This window comes from Aggregatibacter sp. HMT-949 (assembly GCF_041734645.1).
GTDB lineage: Bacteria > Pseudomonadota > Gammaproteobacteria > Enterobacterales > Pasteurellaceae > Rodentibacter.
This window is the reverse complement of record NZ_CP162010.1, coordinates 828,350-846,414: the sequence shown is the minus strand read 5'-3', so window position 1 is coordinate 846,414 and position 18,065 is coordinate 828,350. Positions and strand designations below refer to the sequence as shown.

Below are 18,065 nucleotides of genomic sequence, written 5' to 3'. Positions count from 1 at the left end.
TATAAGGAGTTCTTTTACTTCAATAACGCGTTTACTACTTTTGGAACACCAGCTCCGGCTTTCATCGCGATAATTTCAACTTGTTGACGAATGAACCCGCTATTCGGATGCGGATCGATTAAATAAATTTTTGCCCAGCTCGGCGCTTCATTGACCAATCCATTTGCCGGATAAACTTGCAATGATGTACCGATGACAATCACGATATCCGCTTTTTTCACCAGTTCTTCGGCTTTCGGCAACATCGGTACATTTTCGCCAAAAAAGACGATGTGCGGACGCATTGGATAGCCATTTTCATCTTTGTCCTCTAATTTCTGATCGTCAAAACAAGGAACAATATAATCAGGATCAAAACTACTTCTCGCTTTGTTAAGTTCGCCGTGTAAATGAAGTACATTTTTACTACCAGCCCGTTCATGTAAATCGTCCACGTTTTGCGTGATGATGTGAACGTCATAGGCTTTTTCTAACTCCACCAACACCAAATGTGCCGCATTCGGTTGAGCTGCTTGTGCGTTGCGGCGGCGTTCGTTATAAAAATCCAACACTTTCGCACGATTTTTCTTTAAGGCTTCCGGCGTGCAAACTTCTTCAATTTTATGCCCCGCCCATAATCCATCTTCCGCGCGGAAAGTCGGAATTCCACTTTCGGCACTAATGCCCGCGCCGGTCAACACAACGCAAATTGGTTTTGTCATAGTTTTCTCCGCTGAAAAGTGCGATCAAAAATTAAATCGTTTTTAAATGTAAAAAAAAAGGGCTATCACCACAGCCCTAGTCATTATTTCACTTCTCTAAATAAAATCTCGCTTGGAATTACCGAACCTTGCCAGTAAAGCTCGGTGGAAACTTTTTCAGCAAGTTGTAAGAAGGCTTGGGTGATTTCGCTTTCAGGTGCTGCCACCAAGGTTGGATTGCCTTTATCCAGATCTTCACGAATGCGGATATGTAATGGCAATTGCGCCAACACTTTCACATTGTATTTTTCTGCCATTTTTTCTGCGCCACCGGTGCCGAAAATGGCTTCGTGATGGCGGCAGTTGCTGCAAATATGCATCGACATATTTTCTACAATGCCAAGCACCGGCACAGATACGCGTTCAAACATTGAAACGCCTTTCACTGCATCCAATAAAGCGATGTCTTGCGGCGTGGTTACCACTACTGCGCCCGTTACCGGAATTTGTTGGGACAAAGTGAGTTGAATGTCGCCGGTGCCAGGAGGCATATCGATGACAAGATAATCCAAGCTATCCCACAAAGTCTCGTTCAATAATTGGCTTAAAGCACTGCTTGCCATCGGGCCGCGCCAAATGGTTGCGCTGTCTTCATCCATTAAGAAACCGATGGAATTTGCCGATAAACCATGCGCTTTAATCGGCGTGATATGTTGATTATCCGGTGAAGTCGGACGTTGATGCGGTGCTCCCAGCATATGTGGAATGGACGGGCCATAAATATCTGCGTCTAAAATCCCTACGCGCGCGCCTTGAGCTTGTAATGCAAGGGCTAGATTGACGGACACGCTGGATTTTCCCACGCCGCCTTTGCCCGACGTGACGGCAATAATATTTTTCACGCCTTTTACGGCCGGTTGATTATTCGCACGTTTCAGGGTGGCAATTTGATAATTCACCGCCCATTTAATTTCTTTGCAATCCGCCGCTTTTAATAAAGCGTCGGAAACGGCTTTTTTCAACGCCTCTACGCCCGTATTCCACGCAAAAGGCAGTTGTAATTCAATGCGTAAGATCTCGCCGCCCTCTTCCACTTTTTTTAAAGTATTCAGCGCAATCAGATCTTTTTGCAGGCTTGGATGTTGGAATTGTTGAAGAATTTGTTGAATTTGGGTTTGCTGTTCAGCGGTTAGATTGTCGGAAAAGTAGGTTGTCATAAAACTTCCTTTCTGTTTAGTAGAGTAAATTTGTCGGGATATTTAAACGCGGCTATTAAACCACGGAAAGTGCGGTGTGTTAAGTTAAAGTTTTTGAAAATTCTTTTTCTGATTTATTCTTTTATCCCATTCGCTTGTTTCTTGTATCAGATCTAACTATTCGTTACTATACAATCCATCTTATCTAATAGTTAACAAATTAAAATAAATAGGAAAATATATGCAACATATTAAACCTCAATCACAAGCTAACACTGATTTTCAAAAGAAAATCTTGTCACGTTTTGAACAATCATTAACGGAAGAACAACGTTTTTTACAAAGTGTACTGAATGATGAAATTAAAACCTATTCACATGAAGAAGTAGTCGCGGATTTACGTAAGGTATTGAAACGATGAAGCAAGATTATATCGTTCGCTGGTCTGAAATGGCGCGTTTTCAACTTTTAGATAAAGCCGAATATATTTATAGCCAAAGCCAAAATATGGAAATAGCCGATCAATTCATTAACGAAATAGAGCAGCTGGCAGGAAAATTAAGTTATGTTGCAGCAGCTTATCGTGACGGTCAATTTCATATTTTTCCTTTGAAAAACGGTCATTCGGTTAAATTTCTAGTCGCAGAACCTTATGTGTTAATTTATGCATTTTTACCAAAAGGCATTAACCATTAAATTTAATCTCCAATTTACCTTTCCCTCAGTTTTCCAACTGGAAAAAAAGCCTTTTTTCAGATAAGATACCGCCCAATTTTTTGCCTAATAAAAGAGAATAAAATGTCAAATCAACCCCGTAAAATTTTAGTGACTTGTGCCCTGCCTTATGCCAATGGCGCAATTCATTTAGGCCATATGTTGGAACATATTCAAGCGGATATTTGGGTACGTTTTCAACGTATGCGTGGCAATAAAATCTATTTTGTCTGTGCCGACGATGCACACGGCACACCAATTATGTTGAATGCCGATAAACTCGGGATTACGCCGGAAGAACTCATTGCGCGCGCAAAAGCGGATCACGCGCGCGATTTCGCCGGTTTTAATATTAGTTTTGATAACTATCACTCCACGCACAGCGAAGAAAACAAACTGCTCACCGCGGAAATTTATAATAAATTAAAAGCCAACGATTTCATTAAAAGTAAAGTGATTTCTCAGCTGTTTGATCCTGAAAAAAAGATGTTCTTGCCGGATCGTTTTGTGAAAGGCACTTGCCCGAAATGCAAAGCAGAAGATCAATATGGCGATAACTGCGAAGTGTGTGCTTCAACTTATAGCCCAATGGATTTAATCAATCCACGTTCTGTCGTTTCCGGTGCAACACCAATTGTGAAAGAATCCGAGCACTTCTTCTTTGATTTACCGGCATTTGAAGCCATGTTGCAAGACTGGACACATTCCGGAACGCTTCAATCTGAAATCGCTAACAAAATGCAAGAATGGTTTGAAAGTGGTTTGCAACAATGGGATATTTCTCGTGATGCGCCTTATTTCGGCTTTGAGATTCCGGGGGCAAAAGATAAATTCTTCTATGTTTGGTTGGATGCGCCAATTGGTTATATGGCGTCCTTCAAAAATCTTTGCGACCGCGAAGGTATTGATTTCAACGAATTTTGGGCGGAAGGCAGTGAGGCGGAACTGTATCACTTTATCGGTAAAGACATCGTGTATTTCCACAGTCTGTTTTGGCCGGCAATGTTAGAAGGCAGTGGCTATCGTAAACCGACTAACGTTTTCGCACACGGTTATGTCACCGTGGATGGCGCGAAAATGTCAAAATCACGTGGCACCTTTATTCAAGCGAGTACATATTTGAATCACATCGATCCGGAATGCTTGCGTTATTACTACGCGGCGAAACTGAACAATCGCATTGAAGATTTAGATTTTAACTTAGAAGATTTCGTACAACGCGTAAACACGGATATTGTGAATAAGTTGGTGAATTTGGCTTCACGTAACGCAGGTTTTATCGCAAAACGTTTTGCCGGCAAACTTGCCGATAAATTAGAAGATGAAACCCTATTTGCGGAATTTACTGCGCAAGCAGAACAAATCGCTACTTATTACGAAAGTCGCGAATACAACAAAGCGATCCGCGAAATTATGGCATTGACCGACAAAGCCAACAAATATATCGACGAGAAAGCCCCTTGGGTGATTGCGAAAGAAGAAGGCAAAGAAGCGGAATTACAAGCGGTTTGCTCAATGGGCATTGAGCTTTTCCGCGTGTTAATGGCTTATTTAAAACCGGTGTTGCCGAAACTGGCTGAACGCGCTGAAATCTTCTTACAAACAGAATTACGTTGGGACAACATCAATCAGCCATTGCTTGGTCATACGCTCGCGCCATTTAAAGCATTATTCTCACGTTTAGAGAAAAAACAAATTGATGCGGTGCTGGAAGAAACCAAAGCGCTCTTTGCCAATTCGGCTAAAGCCGATGCCGAAGCCAATAAAGCGGCAGAAAAAACAGCGGCAAAATCCACCGCACTTTCTTCTGAAAACGCCAATGTTGAGCCTATCGCCGAAACCATCACTATCGATGATTTTGCTAAACTCGATATGCGTGTCGCGAAAGTCTTGAAATGCGAAGCGGTGCCTGAATCCAACAAACTCTTACGTTTTGAATTGGATCTCGGCGATCACACCCGCCAAGTGTTCTCTGGCATCAAAGCAGCTTATTCAAAACCTGAAGAATTAGAAGGTCGTTTTGTAATTATGGTGGCAAACCTTGCGCCGCGCAAAATGAAATTTGGCGTGTCAGAAGGCATGATTCTTTCTGCCGGCACAGGCGGCAGCGATTTATTCTTGCTTTCCGCCGACAGCGGCGTGACGGCAGGTATGCAGGTGAAATAATTCATTTCAAACAAATTAAAGCGGCTTCGGTCGCTTTTTTTATTTTCTAATTGAAAAAAATGCGTTCATAACCTAGTATAATTCTCAACTATTTACCTATTTGGAGAAACATTATGAAAAACGAATTAATCTGCTATAAACAAATGCCCGTTTGGACAAAAGATAAATTGCCACAAATGTTCCAAGAAAAGCACAATACCAAAGTTGGCACTTGGGGAAAATTGACGGTGCTAAAAGGCAAACTTAAATTCTACGAACTTAACGAAAATGGCGATGTGATTGCCGAACATATTTTCACGCCTGAAAGCGACATTCCTTTTGTTGAACCTCAAATTTGGCACCGCATTGAAGCCTTGACTGATGACTTGGAATGCTCTCTTGCCTTTTACTGCAAAAAAGAAGATTACTTCAGCAAAAAATACAATATGACTGCCACTCATGGCGATGTGGTGGATGCCACCAAAATCATCAAACCGTGTAAAGTACTGGATTTAGGCTGCGGACAAGGGCGTAACTCACTCTATTTAAGTTTGCTCGGCTATGATGTCACCGCTTGGGATCACAACGAAAATAGCCTCATGTTTTTGAACGAAACCAAAGAAAAAGAAAATCTAAAAATTCAGACCGCGCTTTACAACATCAACGATGCCAATATTCAAGAAAATTACGATTTTATCGTCTCTACCGTCGTCTTCATGTTTTTGGATCGCACCCGTGTACCGGCAATCATCGAAAATATGCAAAGCCATACCAATCCGGACGGTTACAACCTTATCGTTGCCGCCATGTCCACACCGGAAGTACCATGCCCGGTTCCATTCTCTTTTACTTTCGCTGAAAACGAATTGAAAAACTATTACCAAGGTTGGCAATTTTTGGAATATAACGAAAATATGGGCGAATTGCACAAAACCGATGAAAACGGCAATCGCTATAAAATGAAATTTGTGACCATGTTGGCAAGAAAGAAGTAATTCGCTGATTAGAAAAGAAAACGACCGCACTTTTACATCACAAAGTGCGGTCGTTTTTTGTTTTTTAAATTATTCTTCAATAGAGCGCAATAATTCATTAATGCCAACTTTACCTAAAGTTTTGGCATCAACTTTTTTCACGATAACTGCGCAGTACAAACTGTATTTGCCGTCTTTGCTCGGAAGACTGCCGGAAACGACTACAGAACCTGCCGGTACGCGTCCATAATAGACTTCGCCGGTTTCACGATCGTAGATTTTGGTGGATTGACCAATAAATACTCCCATGGAAATCACACAACCCTCTTCCACGATGACACCTTCTACCACTTCAGAACGGGCACCGATAAAGCAGTTATCGCCGATGATCGTCGGGTTGGCTTGGAGCGGTTCTAATACGCCACCGATGCCTACACCGCCGGATAAATGCACGTTTTTACCGATTTGTGCACAGGAACCGACCGTTGCCCAGGTATCTACCATCGTACCTTCACCAACGTAGGCACCAATGTTCACATAAGACGGCATTAATACACAGTTTTTGGAAATATATGCGCCTTTACGCACGGTCGCGGATGGCACCACACGAAATCCTTCTTTTTGGAAACGTTCTTCGGTGTAATCGGCAAATTTTAACGGCACTTTGTCGTAATATTTGGTTTCAGCCCCCTCAACGAGTTGATTATCGTTGATACGGAAGGATAACAACACCGCTTTTTTCAACCATTGGTGAGTAACCCATTCGCCGTCAATTTTTTCGGCGACGCGGTATTTACCGCTGTCTAAGCCTTCAATCACTTCTTCAATGGCGGCTTGCGTTTGCGCATCAACAGTTTTCGGCGTAATTTCAGCACGTTTTTCAAAGGCATTTTCGATGATTTGTTGTAAGTTTGACATTTTGCTTCCTAGTTTTGTAAATGAATAAATCGGCGCTATTTTTACCATATTTTTGATTTTCAAGCAAAAAAACATAAAAAATCACCGCATTTTACCTGATGCAAAATGCGGTGATTTCACAAATATCATTCCAATTAAAAAATTGAAACAGCTAACCCTACAACAATAGTCATACTAAATACCACCATAATCATGGCATAACCAAAATCGCTCATTTTTGCTCCTTTTTTGATGCGTTAAAACGGCCGTCATTCTAGCAAGAAAAAGAAAAAAAACGATCTTTTTTAAAAAATTTTTATCCTTTGCTTAACTATTCCCCTGCAATCCTTATAATGGGAAAAATTTTTCTAAGGGTATCTCATATGGCAACTATTAAAGATGTGGCGAAAATGGCCGGCGTGTCCACTACCACTGTTTCCCATGTAATTAATAAAACCCGATTTGTGGCGAAAGAAACGGAAGAAGCCGTTCATCAAGCCATTAAAACTTTAAAATATTCGCCGAGTGCCGTAGCGCGCAGCTTAAAAGTAAATACCACCAAATCCATCGGCATGATCGTAACCACCAGTGAAGCACCATATTTTGCCGAAATTATTCATGCGGTGGAAGAACATTGCTACCGTCAAGGTTATTCGCTGTTTTTATGCAACACGCAAAACGAACCGGAAAAGATCAAAAACCACTTGGAAATGTTAGCCAAAAAACGCGTAGACGGCTTGCTCGTAATGTGTTCGGAATATACCCCAAGCTCGTTGGACTTATTGTCTAATTTTGCTTCGGTACCAATGGTGGTAATGGATTGGGGACCGAACGGCAATACGGACATCATTGAAGATAACAGTTTTAGTGGTGGCTATCTCGCGACCAAACATTTAATCGATTGCGGTCATAAAAATATTGGCATCATCGCCGGCGAACTCAGCAAAACCACCGCTCGCACCCGTTACGAAGGTTTTCAAAAAGCGATGCGCGAGGCAGGTTTAACCATCAATAAAAACTGGGTGACGGAAGGCTATTTCGAGCCGGAAGACGGCTACGAATGTATGAACAAAATTTTGCAGCAAGAGGAATTACCGAGCGCAGTATTCTGTTGCAACGATGTCATGGCGCTCGGTGCGATTTCAGCGATTACCGAAAAAGGTCTACGCGTGCCGGACGATATTTCCATTATCGGCTACGACAATATTCACGCCTCCCGTTTTTACGCGCCACCTTTAACTACGATTCATCAATCCAAATCGCGTTTGGGCGCACAAGCGGTCAATTTATTGTTCGAGCGTATTGCACAAAAAGATAAAAATGAACTTCCCCACGGGCACCGCATTGGCATCTACCCTGAATTAGTATTGCGCAAATCCGTCAAAACACTTTTATAACCCTCAAAAAAATAACTGCATTTTCTAGATAAAAACTAGGAAATGCGGTTATTTTTTAAATTAAACTTAATTTTTCTATTTTTTACCAAGTTTTCTTTTAATAGAATTTGACCCTCCTCCTATTTTTAGTTATACCTGTGCCCGTTTTTTTTAAATTTTACTTTTCAGGAGTTTGTATGACACAAGAATATGTCACGCTACGCAGTAACATCAATATGTTAGGGCGTTTTCTCGGAGAAACCATTAACGATGCGCAAGGCGCTGATATTTTGGAACTGATTGAAAATATTCGCAAATTATCGCGCGACTCCCGTGCGGGAGACGATAATGCGCGACAACAATTGCTTACTACCCTCGCCAATATTTCAACCGACAACATTATCCCCGTAGCGCGTGCCTTCAGCCAATTTTTAAATCTCACTAATATTGCCGAACAATATCAAACTATCTCGCGCGAACATTCGCAAAAAGCACCATCGGATCGTTCGTTACAAGCGCTGTTTCAGCGTTTAAAAGCGGAAAACGCCTCGAAAGAAAAAGTTTATAAAACTATCGAAAAACTCTTAATTGAACTGGTGTTAACCGCACATCCGACAGAAACCACCCGTCGTTCACTGATTCATAAACACGTTGAAATCAACAAATGTTTAAGCAAATTGGAGCATGACGATTTAACCGAAAAAGAACGTAATGTAATTGAGCGTTTATTGCTACGTCTCATCGCCGAAGCTTGGCACACTAATGAAATCCGTACCGTTCGCCCAACGCCCTTCGACGAAGCCAAATGGGGCTTTGCAATGTTGGAAAACAGCTTATGGCAAGCAGTACCGGAATTTTTGCGTCAATTAAATGAAAACGCGCGCAAATTTTTAGGTTACGATTTACCGGTAGGTTTAAAACCGGTGCGAATTTCTTCTTGGATGGGCGGTGATCGTGACGGTAATCCCTTTGTAACTGCAAAAATCACCCGCAAAGTCTTACACTTTGCTCGTTGGAAAGCGGCGGATTTATTCTTACAAGACATCAGCGAACTCGCCGACGAACTTTCTATGACGAAATGCACCGATGAATTTCGAACCAAATACGGTGATCATTTAGAACCTTATCGCGCTGTAGTGAAAGGCTTGCGTGGTAAGCTTACCGACACCCTTGCTTATTTCGACGATCGCTTGGCTGATCGTGCGCCGCGCTTTTCCGAAGACAACATTATTTTGACAGACAACCAGCTTTGGGAACCGCTTTACGATTGCTATCAATCGCTTATTGCCTGCGGTATGCGGATTATCGCAAACGGTTCGTTATTGGATATTTTGCACCGCATTCGCTGCTTCGGCGTGACGCTTTCACAAATGGATATTCGCCAAGAAAGTACGCGTCACACTGAGGCCATTGCGGAAATCACGCGCTATATCGGCTTAGGTGATTATTCTCAATGGACGGAAGATGACAAACAAGCCTTTCTGATTCGAGAACTCAGCTCGCGCCGTCCGTTAATTCCGCGAAATTGGACACCCTCGGAAGAAACACAAGAAATTTTAAATACCTGTAAAGTTATCGCCGAACAAAAAACCGGCGTTATCGCCTGCTACATTATCTCCATGGCGCGCACCGCATCGGACGTACTTGCCGTGCATTTATTGTTAAAAGAAGCCGGCGTGCCATTCCATATCCCTGTCGTGCCGTTGTTTGAAACCCTAGACGACTTGGACGCTGCCGAAGAAGTCATGTGCCAACTGTTTAATATCGGCTGGTATCGTGGCGTCATCAATAATCGTCAAATGGTTATGATCGGGTATTCCGATTCGGCAAAAGACGCCGGCATGATGGCAGCCTCTTGGGCGCAATATCGCGCACAAGAAGCCTTGGTCAACTTAACGGAAAAACTGGGTATTGAACTCACCTTATTTCACGGCCGTGGTGGCACTATCGGGCGAGGTGGCGCACCGGCGCACGCAGCCTTACTTTCCCAGCCACCGCGTTCGCTCAAAAATGGGTTACGCGTGACCGAGCAAGGAGAAATGATCCGCTTTAAACTCGGTTTGCCTGCTGTAGCGGTAGAAACATTCGATCTGTACGCCAGCGCGATTTTAGAAGCGAACCTGTTACCGCCACCAGAACCTAAACCGCAATGGCGCGATGTGATGGAGGAACTTTCCGCGGTTTCTTGCGAGATTTATCGCAATGTGGTACGCGGCGATAAAGATTTCGTGCCTTATTTCCGTAGCGCTACACCGGAGCAAGAACTTTCAAAATTACCGCTCGGCTCCCGTCCGGCAAAACGAAATCCGAACGGTGGCGTAGAAAGCTTGCGTGCTATTCCCTGGATTTTTGCCTGGATGCAAAACCGCTTAATGTTACCAACTTGGCTTGGTGCCGGCGCATCAGTGCGTCAGGCGATTGAAAGCGGCAAAGGCGAACTTATCCGTGAAATGTGCGACAACTGGCCGTTCTTCTCCACCCGCATCGGAATGCTGGAAATGGTATTCAGTAAAACCGACACTTGGCTTTCGCAACAATACGACCAACGCTTGGTTAAAAAATCGCTTTGGTATTTAGGTGAAAGCTTGCGCGAACAGCTACGGGCGGACATTCAAACCGTACTCTCGCTTTCCCATCGAAGCGAACTGATGTCCGATTTGCCGTGGATCGCCGATTCCATCGCTTTACGCAATATTTACACTGACCCGCTCAACCTTCTGCAAGTTGAATTGCTTCACCGCTTGCGCGAAAATCCGCAAGCGCCGAATCCTGACGTGGAACAAGCTTTGATGATCACCATCACCGGCATCGCAGCGGGTATGCGCAATACAGGTTAATTCCGCACAGGCCAAAATAAGTCGGATAACGCTGCGATTATGTGGCATACGCCAACAGCACCGCATTGGAAGGGCTTCCAATGCGGTGCTATTTTTGAACACGGCAATTCAACCAAAATCCGAACAAAATATGCCTTTGCCGACTTTGTATAATAGCGGCTATAACACCGTAAACGCCGAGAAATTTGACCGCCTTTGTGATTTCGGTATGATACCGCTCGGCTTTTATCGAACAAGGACACAACATGACAACTGATATTCAAAAACTCGATCCCGATACGGCAATTAATATCGCTTACGATATTTTCTTGGAAATGGCGGGAGAAAATCTCGATCCGGCGGATATTGTGCTGTTTAATCTGCAATTTGAAGATCACGGCGCCGTGGAATTTGTGGAAACAGCGGACGATTGGGAACAGGAAATCGGCGTGCTCATTGACCCCGATGCCTTTGCCGAAGTGTGGATTGGCTTAGTTAATGCTGATGACGAAATGGACAATGTATTCGCTAAATTCTTAATTTCTCACCGCGAAGATGAACGCGAGTTTCATGTAATTTGGAAAAAATAAACTAAAGAGCGATCACAATCGCTCTTTTTTATCTTTATTTCCAAAAGCATTTTCTCACCGCGGCGGTAAGCCCGAAAGTCAATAGAATCACCGGAAAAGTCAGCCCCAACAAGCTTTCCCATTCCAGCCACATTAACACGCGGTAAAGCACAAAACCGATAAACCAGAGAGTTAAGCCGACCGCGTCCAATGTGTTGCGCGGCTCGGTTCGTTTAAATACGAAAAAATCCGCCATTAATACGCCAATCATCGGCGCAAAAACCGAACCGATAAAAAACAAAAAATGTTCGTATTGCGTCACCGGTAAGGCAGACGCCAATGCGGTGCCTACAAGCACGGTTAAAATTGAAAGCGCTTTTACGTTTAATTTCGGCCAAATATTGTTCAAGCTCATGCCCGTTGAATGGGCGGGCAATGCGGTGTTGATCATAGTGGAAGTAACGATAATCAATACACCGACAATACTGACGCCGGAAAGCGCCAAGATTTGCGAAATTTCCGATTTACCGGTCACCAAGGCGGCGCCAAGTCCGATGGAATACATCCAGCAACTCGTGAGCGTATAAATTAGCGTGGAAAGTAACGTGGTTTTTAACGGCGTTTGAGTATTTTTGGTGTGATCGGAAACCACCGGAATCCAAGACAATGGCATAATTGCAGCGATTTCGACCGCTGTACCGAATTTAATCGCCTGGCTTTCCATCGGTATGAAATCATGCCGAATAATCTGCAACGTAAGCCAAAGCATTAATAGAAACATGGTGCCGAGCGAAACACTTTTGATTACCCCCAGATTAGTAAAACCGAGCAGTAACCAAATGATAATCAGCAAGCCTAAACCGAGAGTAAATAAGGGAAAAAAGGCGTTATCAATACCTTGTCGATTTAAAATGGAAATGACTTCCGCGCCCATATAAATCATCACTGCCGTCCATCCCATTAACTGTAATGAATTCAGCACGGAAAACAGCGCCGAGCCTTTTCGCCCAAATGAAATTTGTACTGTTTGCATCGCGCTTTTTTGGGTTTTCGCACCGATAAAACCGGCGCAGAAGAACATCGCACCACCGATAAGATGGCCGCATACAATTGCCAGTAGTCCTTGTCGCCAGCCCAATGGAGAAAACCAAGTGCCGGTGAGAATTTCCGCCATGGAAATAGCGGCACTAAACCACACCAGGCTAATCGTAAGATTTGAATATTTTTGTTGCATCTTCTGCTCCTTTAGATAACCGGCATCAATTTAACCGGAAAAATTATTATTAGGGGTTAAATGGGAATACTGGAAAAAAAGACCAATAAAAGCGGCGGTAAAATATTGGTGACAAAACCGAAAGAAATGGCAATCGGCGTCACTTCAATGCCGCCGGACTTTTGGATAATCGGCAGTGTACAATCCAATGCGGTGGCGCCGGTGATGCCAATTGCGGTGGAACGAAAATGCCGCATAAAAAGCGGAACAGCAAAGAGGCTAATAATTTCGCGCGATAAATCGTTAAAAAATGCGATACCGCCCTGCACCGGCCCCCAGGCGTTGGTCAACACCACGCTGGATAAAGAATACCACCCCATTCCGGAAGCAAACGCCAAGCCTTGCGTAATCGGCATGGCCAGTACAAATGCGGCAATTATGCCGCCACACAAAGAAGTAACGGTAAACACGATACCGGTTTGAAAGCCGCGCTTATTAAATAGCGCTTCTTTTAAAGAAATACCGTTATTACGCAGTTGAATGCCGACGAAAAAAATCAGCACGATCAACACATAAAGATTAATGCCTGCGGGCAACATTAGATGAGATTTAGACAACCACCCGCATAGCGTACCGATAACCACCGTGCCGGAAAGCTTAAAGGAATCGATTAAAGCATGCCGGCGGGAATCGATTTTAGCTTTCGATTTAAGCGGCACGGCGGGATTAAAACAATCGTAAAGCATCAACCCGAGCAAATTTGAAGCCAGAATAATGGCGGAAAGCGTTGCCGCCGTTTTGCCGATAATCGGTAATTGGTTTTCGAGATCATCAAGTTGTCCCAACAAATAGCCCATTAAAAACAAAATGATATACAGCAAAAACATCACGATATGATCGATGTTCGCAACTTGCTTATTATTTTTAATTTTTATCGCATAACCCGATAACATCGGCGCTAAAACGATTAACAGTCCATTGATCATATCTTGCATAGCGCGCTCCTTTTTTCGGCAATCGGTCGATATCAAAAACAGCACCGCATTGGAACCCACGCCAATGCGGTGCTGTTTTCAGCGCTCGGAATTTGAGCGCGATTAGAATTATGAATTGATTTTACGGCGAGCCAGTACGGCGTCAGATAATTGTTTAAGCAACAATTCGCTATCTTCCCAACCGATACAGGCATCGGTAATGCTTTGACCGTAAGTCGCGGCTTTGCCGTCAACCAAATCTTGGCGCCCTTCGACTAAATGACTTTCCACCATAACGCCGAAAATTTGCGTTGAACCGCCGGCGATTTGCTTGCATACGTCTTCGCATACGTCCATTTGTTTTTTGAACTGTTTACTGCTGTTGGCGTGACTAAAATCAATCATTACGTGCGGCACGCGACCGGATTTTTCGATGTTGGCACAAACTGCCGCCACATCGTCCGCGCGATAATTCGGGCCTTTATCGCCGCCACGTAAAATAATATGGCAGTCTTCGTTACCTTTGGTGGAAACGATGGCGGAGTGACCGAATTTAGTTACCGACAAGAAGTAATGCGGTGCTTCCGCCGCACCGATAGCATCAAGCGCCACTTTCACGCCCCCGTTAGTGGCATTTTTAAAACCGACTGCGCAAGATAAACCGGAGGCAAGTTCACGATGAACTTGAGATTCGGTTGTGCGCGCCCCGATTGCGCCCCAACTCATAAAATCCGCCACATATTGCGGTGTAATCATATCCAAAAATTCACCGGCGGAAGGCACGCCGAGATTATTAATGTCGGAAAGCAATTTACGCGCGATGCGTAAACCGTCGTTTAAACGGTAAGTATCGTTTAAATACGGATCGTTAATTAAGCCTTTCCAACCCACCGTAGTGCGTGGTTTTTCAAAATACACGCGCATAATGATTTCAAGGCTGTCTTTATATTTTTCGCGTAACGGTTTTAAGCGGTTAGCGTATTCAAGCGCAGCTTTCGGATCGTGAATGGAACAAGGGCCGATAATCACCAATAAACGATCATCTTTGCCGTGAATAATATTATGCGCTTTATGACGGGTTTGTTGAACTAATGCGGCGGCTTCTTCACTGGCCGGAAATTTCTCCAATAAGGCAATAGGCGGTAAAACCTGATCTACTTTTTCAATACGTGTGTCGTCATTTGCCACTTTAATTTCAATTTTTTCTTTCGTCATAATCACTCTCTTATAATTATTTATGTTTAATAAAAAATATGTGGGGTACTCTACACTTATTTTATGTACTAGTAAACTAGTTCATTAGAAATATTTTAACGCTGAATTAATGATTACTCAAAACTTGAGCCGGTTGAAGTTTGGCTGCTCGATTCGCCGGATAAAGGCTTGCCAACAGACTGAGGAGTAACGCTGCCGCTAAAACAAGCAAGACATCTTGCCAATGAAGCTCACTCGGCAGAAAATCCACAAAATAGATGCCATCGGAAAGTAATTTCTTGTCGAATAAACGTTCCAAGCCTTGAATTAAACTCGTCAAATTCAACGCGAACAACACGCCCAACACAATCCCAATCAAACAACCTTTCATCCCCGCCTGCAAGCCATACCAGATGAAAATACGCTTAATAAAACCGTTATTGGCCCCCAATGTTCGCAAAATCGCAATATCGCCCTGCTTATCTTTCACCGCCATAATCAGCGTTGAAACGATATTGAAACATGCTACGCCGATCACCAACACCATCGCGATGTACATCACGCTACGAATAAGCTGAATATCGCGATACATATAACCAAATTTAGCAATCCAATTTTGTACATAAAGCGACTGCGGATAATCACCTAACGCAGAATAATCCAGTTCCTGAACTTTAAATGGATCGGCGACTTTCAATTCGACGCCGCTGATTTGCACCGCCTGATAGCCTAATAATTCCTGCGCTTGTGGCAAAGAGAGCAAGGCATAGCTATGATCAAGCTGACCGTCTAAGCGCAAAATACCGGTCACTTGCACTCGTTCGCGATGAGGTTGCGACACATTCTCCGTGCCGTTTTGTTGTGAAATTAACAACGTAACCCAGTCGCCGGCATTTACTTCTAAATCTTTTGCAATGCCCGAACCGAGCACTAAACCGCCCTCCTTCCCAAATCGCTGCCAACCGTCATCTTGTACGTATTTTCCGAGAGAACTGACTTGATCTTCCACGTCTTTATCCACGCCTTTCACTTGCACCACTTTCAACTTACTGCCATTTTCTACCAATGCGGTGAAGCTGACAAAAGGCGAAAGTGCAACAATTTTTTCGTTCATTTTTAAACGGGAAATTAACATATCTTTGTGATTAATCATTGCCTCATTGGCATTCGGGTTAATCGTAATTTCCGCGTGCGGCACAACGGCGAGAATGCGTTGATTAAGTTCACGCTCAAAACCGTTCATCGCGCTCAAGCCGACAATCAACACCGCAACGCCAAGGGCGATGCCAACAGCAGAAAATTTTGCGATGAGCGCCACCAGCGGATTTTTTTGCTTGCCGCGTTGATAACGCCAGCTAATAAAAAACGGCGTATTCATTACAAGTCTTCCTTTAGCACGCCGTCTTGCATGGTTAGGCAACGTGATAATTTTCCCGCCAAATCCATATCGTGGGTCACCAATAAAAAGGCGATATGTTGTTCTTGGTTAAGTTGCCGAATCAACTCGAAAATACTTTCCGTAGTTTTGTGATCTAAATTTCCGGTCGGCTCATCGGCAAGCACTAAAGCGGGGTGATTCACCAATGCTCGGGCAATCGCCACACGTTGCCGTTCACCGCCGGACAATGCCGAAGGGCGATGTTCAATGCGGTGCCCCAAGCCCACCGCATTGAGCATCTGCTCCGCACGATCTTTAGCTTCGGTTTTATTTTGATTACCAATTAGCAGCGGCATCATCACATTTTCCAAAGCACTAAAATCCGCCATTAAGTGATGGAATTGATACACGAAACCGAGGTTTTGATTACGCAATTTAGCTAATTCTGCTGCGGAAGCTTTTTGCAAAGAGCGGCCTTTGATAAACACCTCGCCACTGCTTGGCTGATCCAACCCGCCTAGGGTATGCAAAAGCGTACTTTTGCCCGATCCCGAACTGCCGACAATCGCGACCAATTCATTCGGCCGCATAGCGAAAGAAACGCCTTTTAGTACTTGCGTTCGAAGGTCGCCTTCTTGGTAAAATTTACTGATGTTTTCGCACTGTAATAGATATTGACTCATGATTTACTCATAACGTAATGCTTCTGCGGGCTCGGTTTTTGCGGCACGATAAGCGGGATAAACGGTTGATAACAACGATAATAATAAAGAAAACGCAATAACAATCACGATTTGTAACGGCGCCAATGCAATCGGCAAAAAAACACCGCTCGAATTGAATAGCGCGATAATTTCTGTCAGGTTTAGCGTAATTAGCACGCCTAATGCGGTGCCAATAAGCGTGCCCACCAAGCCGACCAATAAGCCTTGATAAATAAATACCGCGCGCACTTGCGATTTGGTCAGCCCTTGGGTTTGTAGAATGGCGATTTCTCCCTGTTTATCCACCACCATCAAACTCAATGAGGTGACGATGTTGGAAATCGCCACCACGATAATCAAGCTAATCAACAAGCCCATCATATTTTTTTCCATCCGTACGGCTTGGAAAAATTCGCCTTTTTGCACGCGCCAGTCGGTAATTTGTTTATCCGGAAAAGCTTGCGGCAATTTGGTAATCAAAAAAGGATCATCCAAAAATAAACGATATCCTTGAGCCTGATGCGGCTGAATCCGCATTAAACGCCCGATGTCCGACAAATCGGCAAAGGCCTGATAAGCGGAAGCTTCGCCGTAATCGAAATAAATTTCGCTGACGGTAAATAAACGCTGCATCGGTACGCGGCCAAACGGCGTATATTGACTGTTTTCGGTAATCATTAAACGAATTTTATCGCCGATATTCACGCCGAGTTTTTGCGCCAGTTGATCGCCGATAATAAGCTTAAATTCGCCTTCCGGCAGCACCGCATTGAAATGCCGATTATCAAGGCTTTCCAATAATGGATCGTCCGAAAACGCCTGTACGCCGATCACTTGTCCGGCACTGACGCCTTTTGCCGTTTGAAAAATCACATCGGTACGATTAATCGGTACTGCTTTTTGGACGAAAGGCGGCAGATTTTCCAACCTTTCTTGGCTGGAAATCGGTTCTGCTTCGCTCACCACTGCGTGCGGAATGGCGGAAAGCACTTGTTGTTTTTGATAGCCTTCCAAACCGTTCATCACCGAAAGCACAATGATCAACGCCATAACGCCCAGTACAATACCGAAACTGGCGAGATTAGCGACCAATCGTCCGAAACGGTCGGCGCTTTTGGCGCGCCAATAACGCAAGGCGATATAAAGGGAAATCGGTAAATTCATGTTTTCGTTCGTATTGCTCGACATAAACGGTACAAGGTCATTTCAGCACCGCATTGACGCCGTTACCTTTA

16 protein-coding genes are annotated in these 18,065 nt (G+C 43.9%); 7 read left to right on the top strand and 9 right to left on the bottom strand.

All coding sequences use genetic code 11. The annotated features are described in order from the left end of the window. Positions 1 to 14 precede the first annotated feature (14 nt). Both AB3F25_RS03965 and apbC read right to left on the bottom strand, forming a co-directional pair. Positions 15 to 701, bottom strand: coding sequence for a Sir2 family NAD-dependent protein deacetylase (locus AB3F25_RS03965; protein WP_373604210.1), 687 nt, complete (start codon positions 699 to 701; stop codon positions 15 to 17). Positions 702 to 784: 83 nt separating this feature from the next. Beyond that, complete coding sequence (gene apbC / locus AB3F25_RS03960) at positions 785 to 1,897, bottom strand: iron-sulfur cluster carrier protein ApbC (protein ID WP_373604209.1); 1,113 nt, start codon at positions 1,895 to 1,897, stop codon at positions 785 to 787. A gap of 220 nt (positions 1,898 to 2,117) precedes the next feature. On the opposite strand from apbC, the gene AB3F25_RS03955 reads away from it, so the two are divergent. The 4 genes from AB3F25_RS03955 to tehB all read left to right on the top strand — a co-directional run bounded on the left by AB3F25_RS03955 (position 2,118) and on the right by tehB (position 5,730). Then, positions 2,118 to 2,297 carry a hypothetical protein gene (locus tag AB3F25_RS03955; RefSeq protein WP_373604208.1) on the top strand — a complete coding sequence of 60 codons (180 nt, stop codon included), beginning with the start codon at positions 2,118 to 2,120 and terminating at the stop codon, positions 2,295 to 2,297. Further along, positions 2,294 to 2,572, top strand: a complete 279-nt coding sequence (locus AB3F25_RS03950) for a type II toxin-antitoxin system RelE/ParE family toxin (protein ID WP_373604207.1) — start codon at positions 2,294 to 2,296, stop codon at positions 2,570 to 2,572. The genes AB3F25_RS03955 and AB3F25_RS03950 overlap by 4 nt, the downstream gene beginning before the upstream one ends. A gap of 102 nt (positions 2,573 to 2,674) precedes the next feature. After that, positions 2,675 to 4,756 carry a methionine--tRNA ligase gene (gene metG, locus AB3F25_RS03945; protein WP_373604206.1) on the top strand — a complete coding sequence of 694 codons (2,082 nt, stop codon included), beginning with the start codon at positions 2,675 to 2,677 and terminating at the stop codon, positions 4,754 to 4,756. A gap of 113 nt (positions 4,757 to 4,869) precedes the next feature. Beyond that, entirely contained in the window at positions 4,870 to 5,730 is an 861-nt protein-coding gene (gene tehB / locus AB3F25_RS03940) for an SAM-dependent methyltransferase TehB (RefSeq protein ID WP_373604205.1), read from the top strand. A gap of 69 nt (positions 5,731 to 5,799) precedes the next feature. On the opposite strand, the gene dapD is transcribed toward tehB, so the two are convergent. Next, entirely contained in the window at positions 5,800 to 6,627 is an 828-nt protein-coding gene (dapD, locus tag AB3F25_RS03935; RefSeq protein ID WP_373604204.1) for a 2,3,4,5-tetrahydropyridine-2,6-dicarboxylate N-succinyltransferase, read from the bottom strand. A gap of 362 nt (positions 6,628 to 6,989) precedes the next feature. Between dapD and purR the strand changes: the two genes are divergently transcribed. The 3 genes from purR (at position 6,990) to AB3F25_RS03920 (ending at position 11,388) form a co-directional block, all read left to right on the top strand. After that, the gene (gene purR / locus AB3F25_RS03930) at positions 6,990 to 8,003 is read left to right on the top strand and encodes an HTH-type transcriptional repressor PurR (RefSeq protein WP_373604203.1); all 1,014 of its coding nucleotides are present in this window, start codon (positions 6,990 to 6,992) and stop codon (positions 8,001 to 8,003) included. Between the two features lie 176 nt (positions 8,004 to 8,179). Then, positions 8,180 to 10,819: a phosphoenolpyruvate carboxylase gene (gene ppc / locus AB3F25_RS03925; protein WP_373604202.1), complete on the top strand. Its 2,640-nt coding sequence runs from the start codon at positions 8,180 to 8,182 to the stop codon at positions 10,817 to 10,819. A 245-nt stretch (positions 10,820 to 11,064) separates the two neighbouring features. Then, the gene (locus tag AB3F25_RS03920; RefSeq protein ID WP_373604201.1) at positions 11,065 to 11,388 is read left to right on the top strand and encodes an HI1450 family dsDNA-mimic protein; all 324 of its coding nucleotides are present in this window, start codon (positions 11,065 to 11,067) and stop codon (positions 11,386 to 11,388) included. A 34-nt stretch (positions 11,389 to 11,422) separates the two neighbouring features. On the opposite strand, the gene cytX is transcribed toward AB3F25_RS03920, so the two are convergent. From cytX to AB3F25_RS03890, 6 genes are all read right to left on the bottom strand, one after another. Next, complete coding sequence (gene cytX, locus AB3F25_RS03915; protein ID WP_373604200.1) at positions 11,423 to 12,601, bottom strand: putative hydroxymethylpyrimidine transporter CytX; 1,179 nt, start codon at positions 12,599 to 12,601, stop codon at positions 11,423 to 11,425. A gap of 56 nt (positions 12,602 to 12,657) precedes the next feature. Further along, a complete protein-coding gene (locus AB3F25_RS03910) occupies positions 12,658 to 13,575 on the bottom strand; it encodes a lysine exporter LysO family protein (protein WP_373604199.1) in 918 nt (305 codons plus the stop codon). A 108-nt stretch (positions 13,576 to 13,683) separates the two neighbouring features. After that, entirely contained in the window at positions 13,684 to 14,769 is a 1,086-nt protein-coding gene (gene aroG, locus AB3F25_RS03905; RefSeq protein ID WP_373604198.1) for a 3-deoxy-7-phosphoheptulonate synthase AroG, read from the bottom strand. Between the two features lie 106 nt (positions 14,770 to 14,875). Then, positions 14,876 to 16,126, bottom strand: coding sequence for a lipoprotein-releasing ABC transporter permease subunit LolE (lolE, locus tag AB3F25_RS03900; RefSeq protein ID WP_373604197.1), 1,251 nt, complete (start codon positions 16,124 to 16,126; stop codon positions 14,876 to 14,878). Continuing rightward, a complete protein-coding gene (lolD, locus tag AB3F25_RS03895) occupies positions 16,126 to 16,809 on the bottom strand; it encodes a lipoprotein-releasing ABC transporter ATP-binding protein LolD (RefSeq protein WP_373604196.1) in 684 nt (227 codons plus the stop codon). Before lolD ends, lolE begins: the two co-directional genes overlap by 1 nt. Before the next feature lie 3 nt (positions 16,810 to 16,812). After that, complete coding sequence (locus AB3F25_RS03890; protein WP_373604195.1) at positions 16,813 to 17,994, bottom strand: lipoprotein-releasing ABC transporter permease subunit; 1,182 nt, start codon at positions 17,992 to 17,994, stop codon at positions 16,813 to 16,815. Between the last annotated feature and the right edge of the window lie 71 nt (positions 17,995 to 18,065).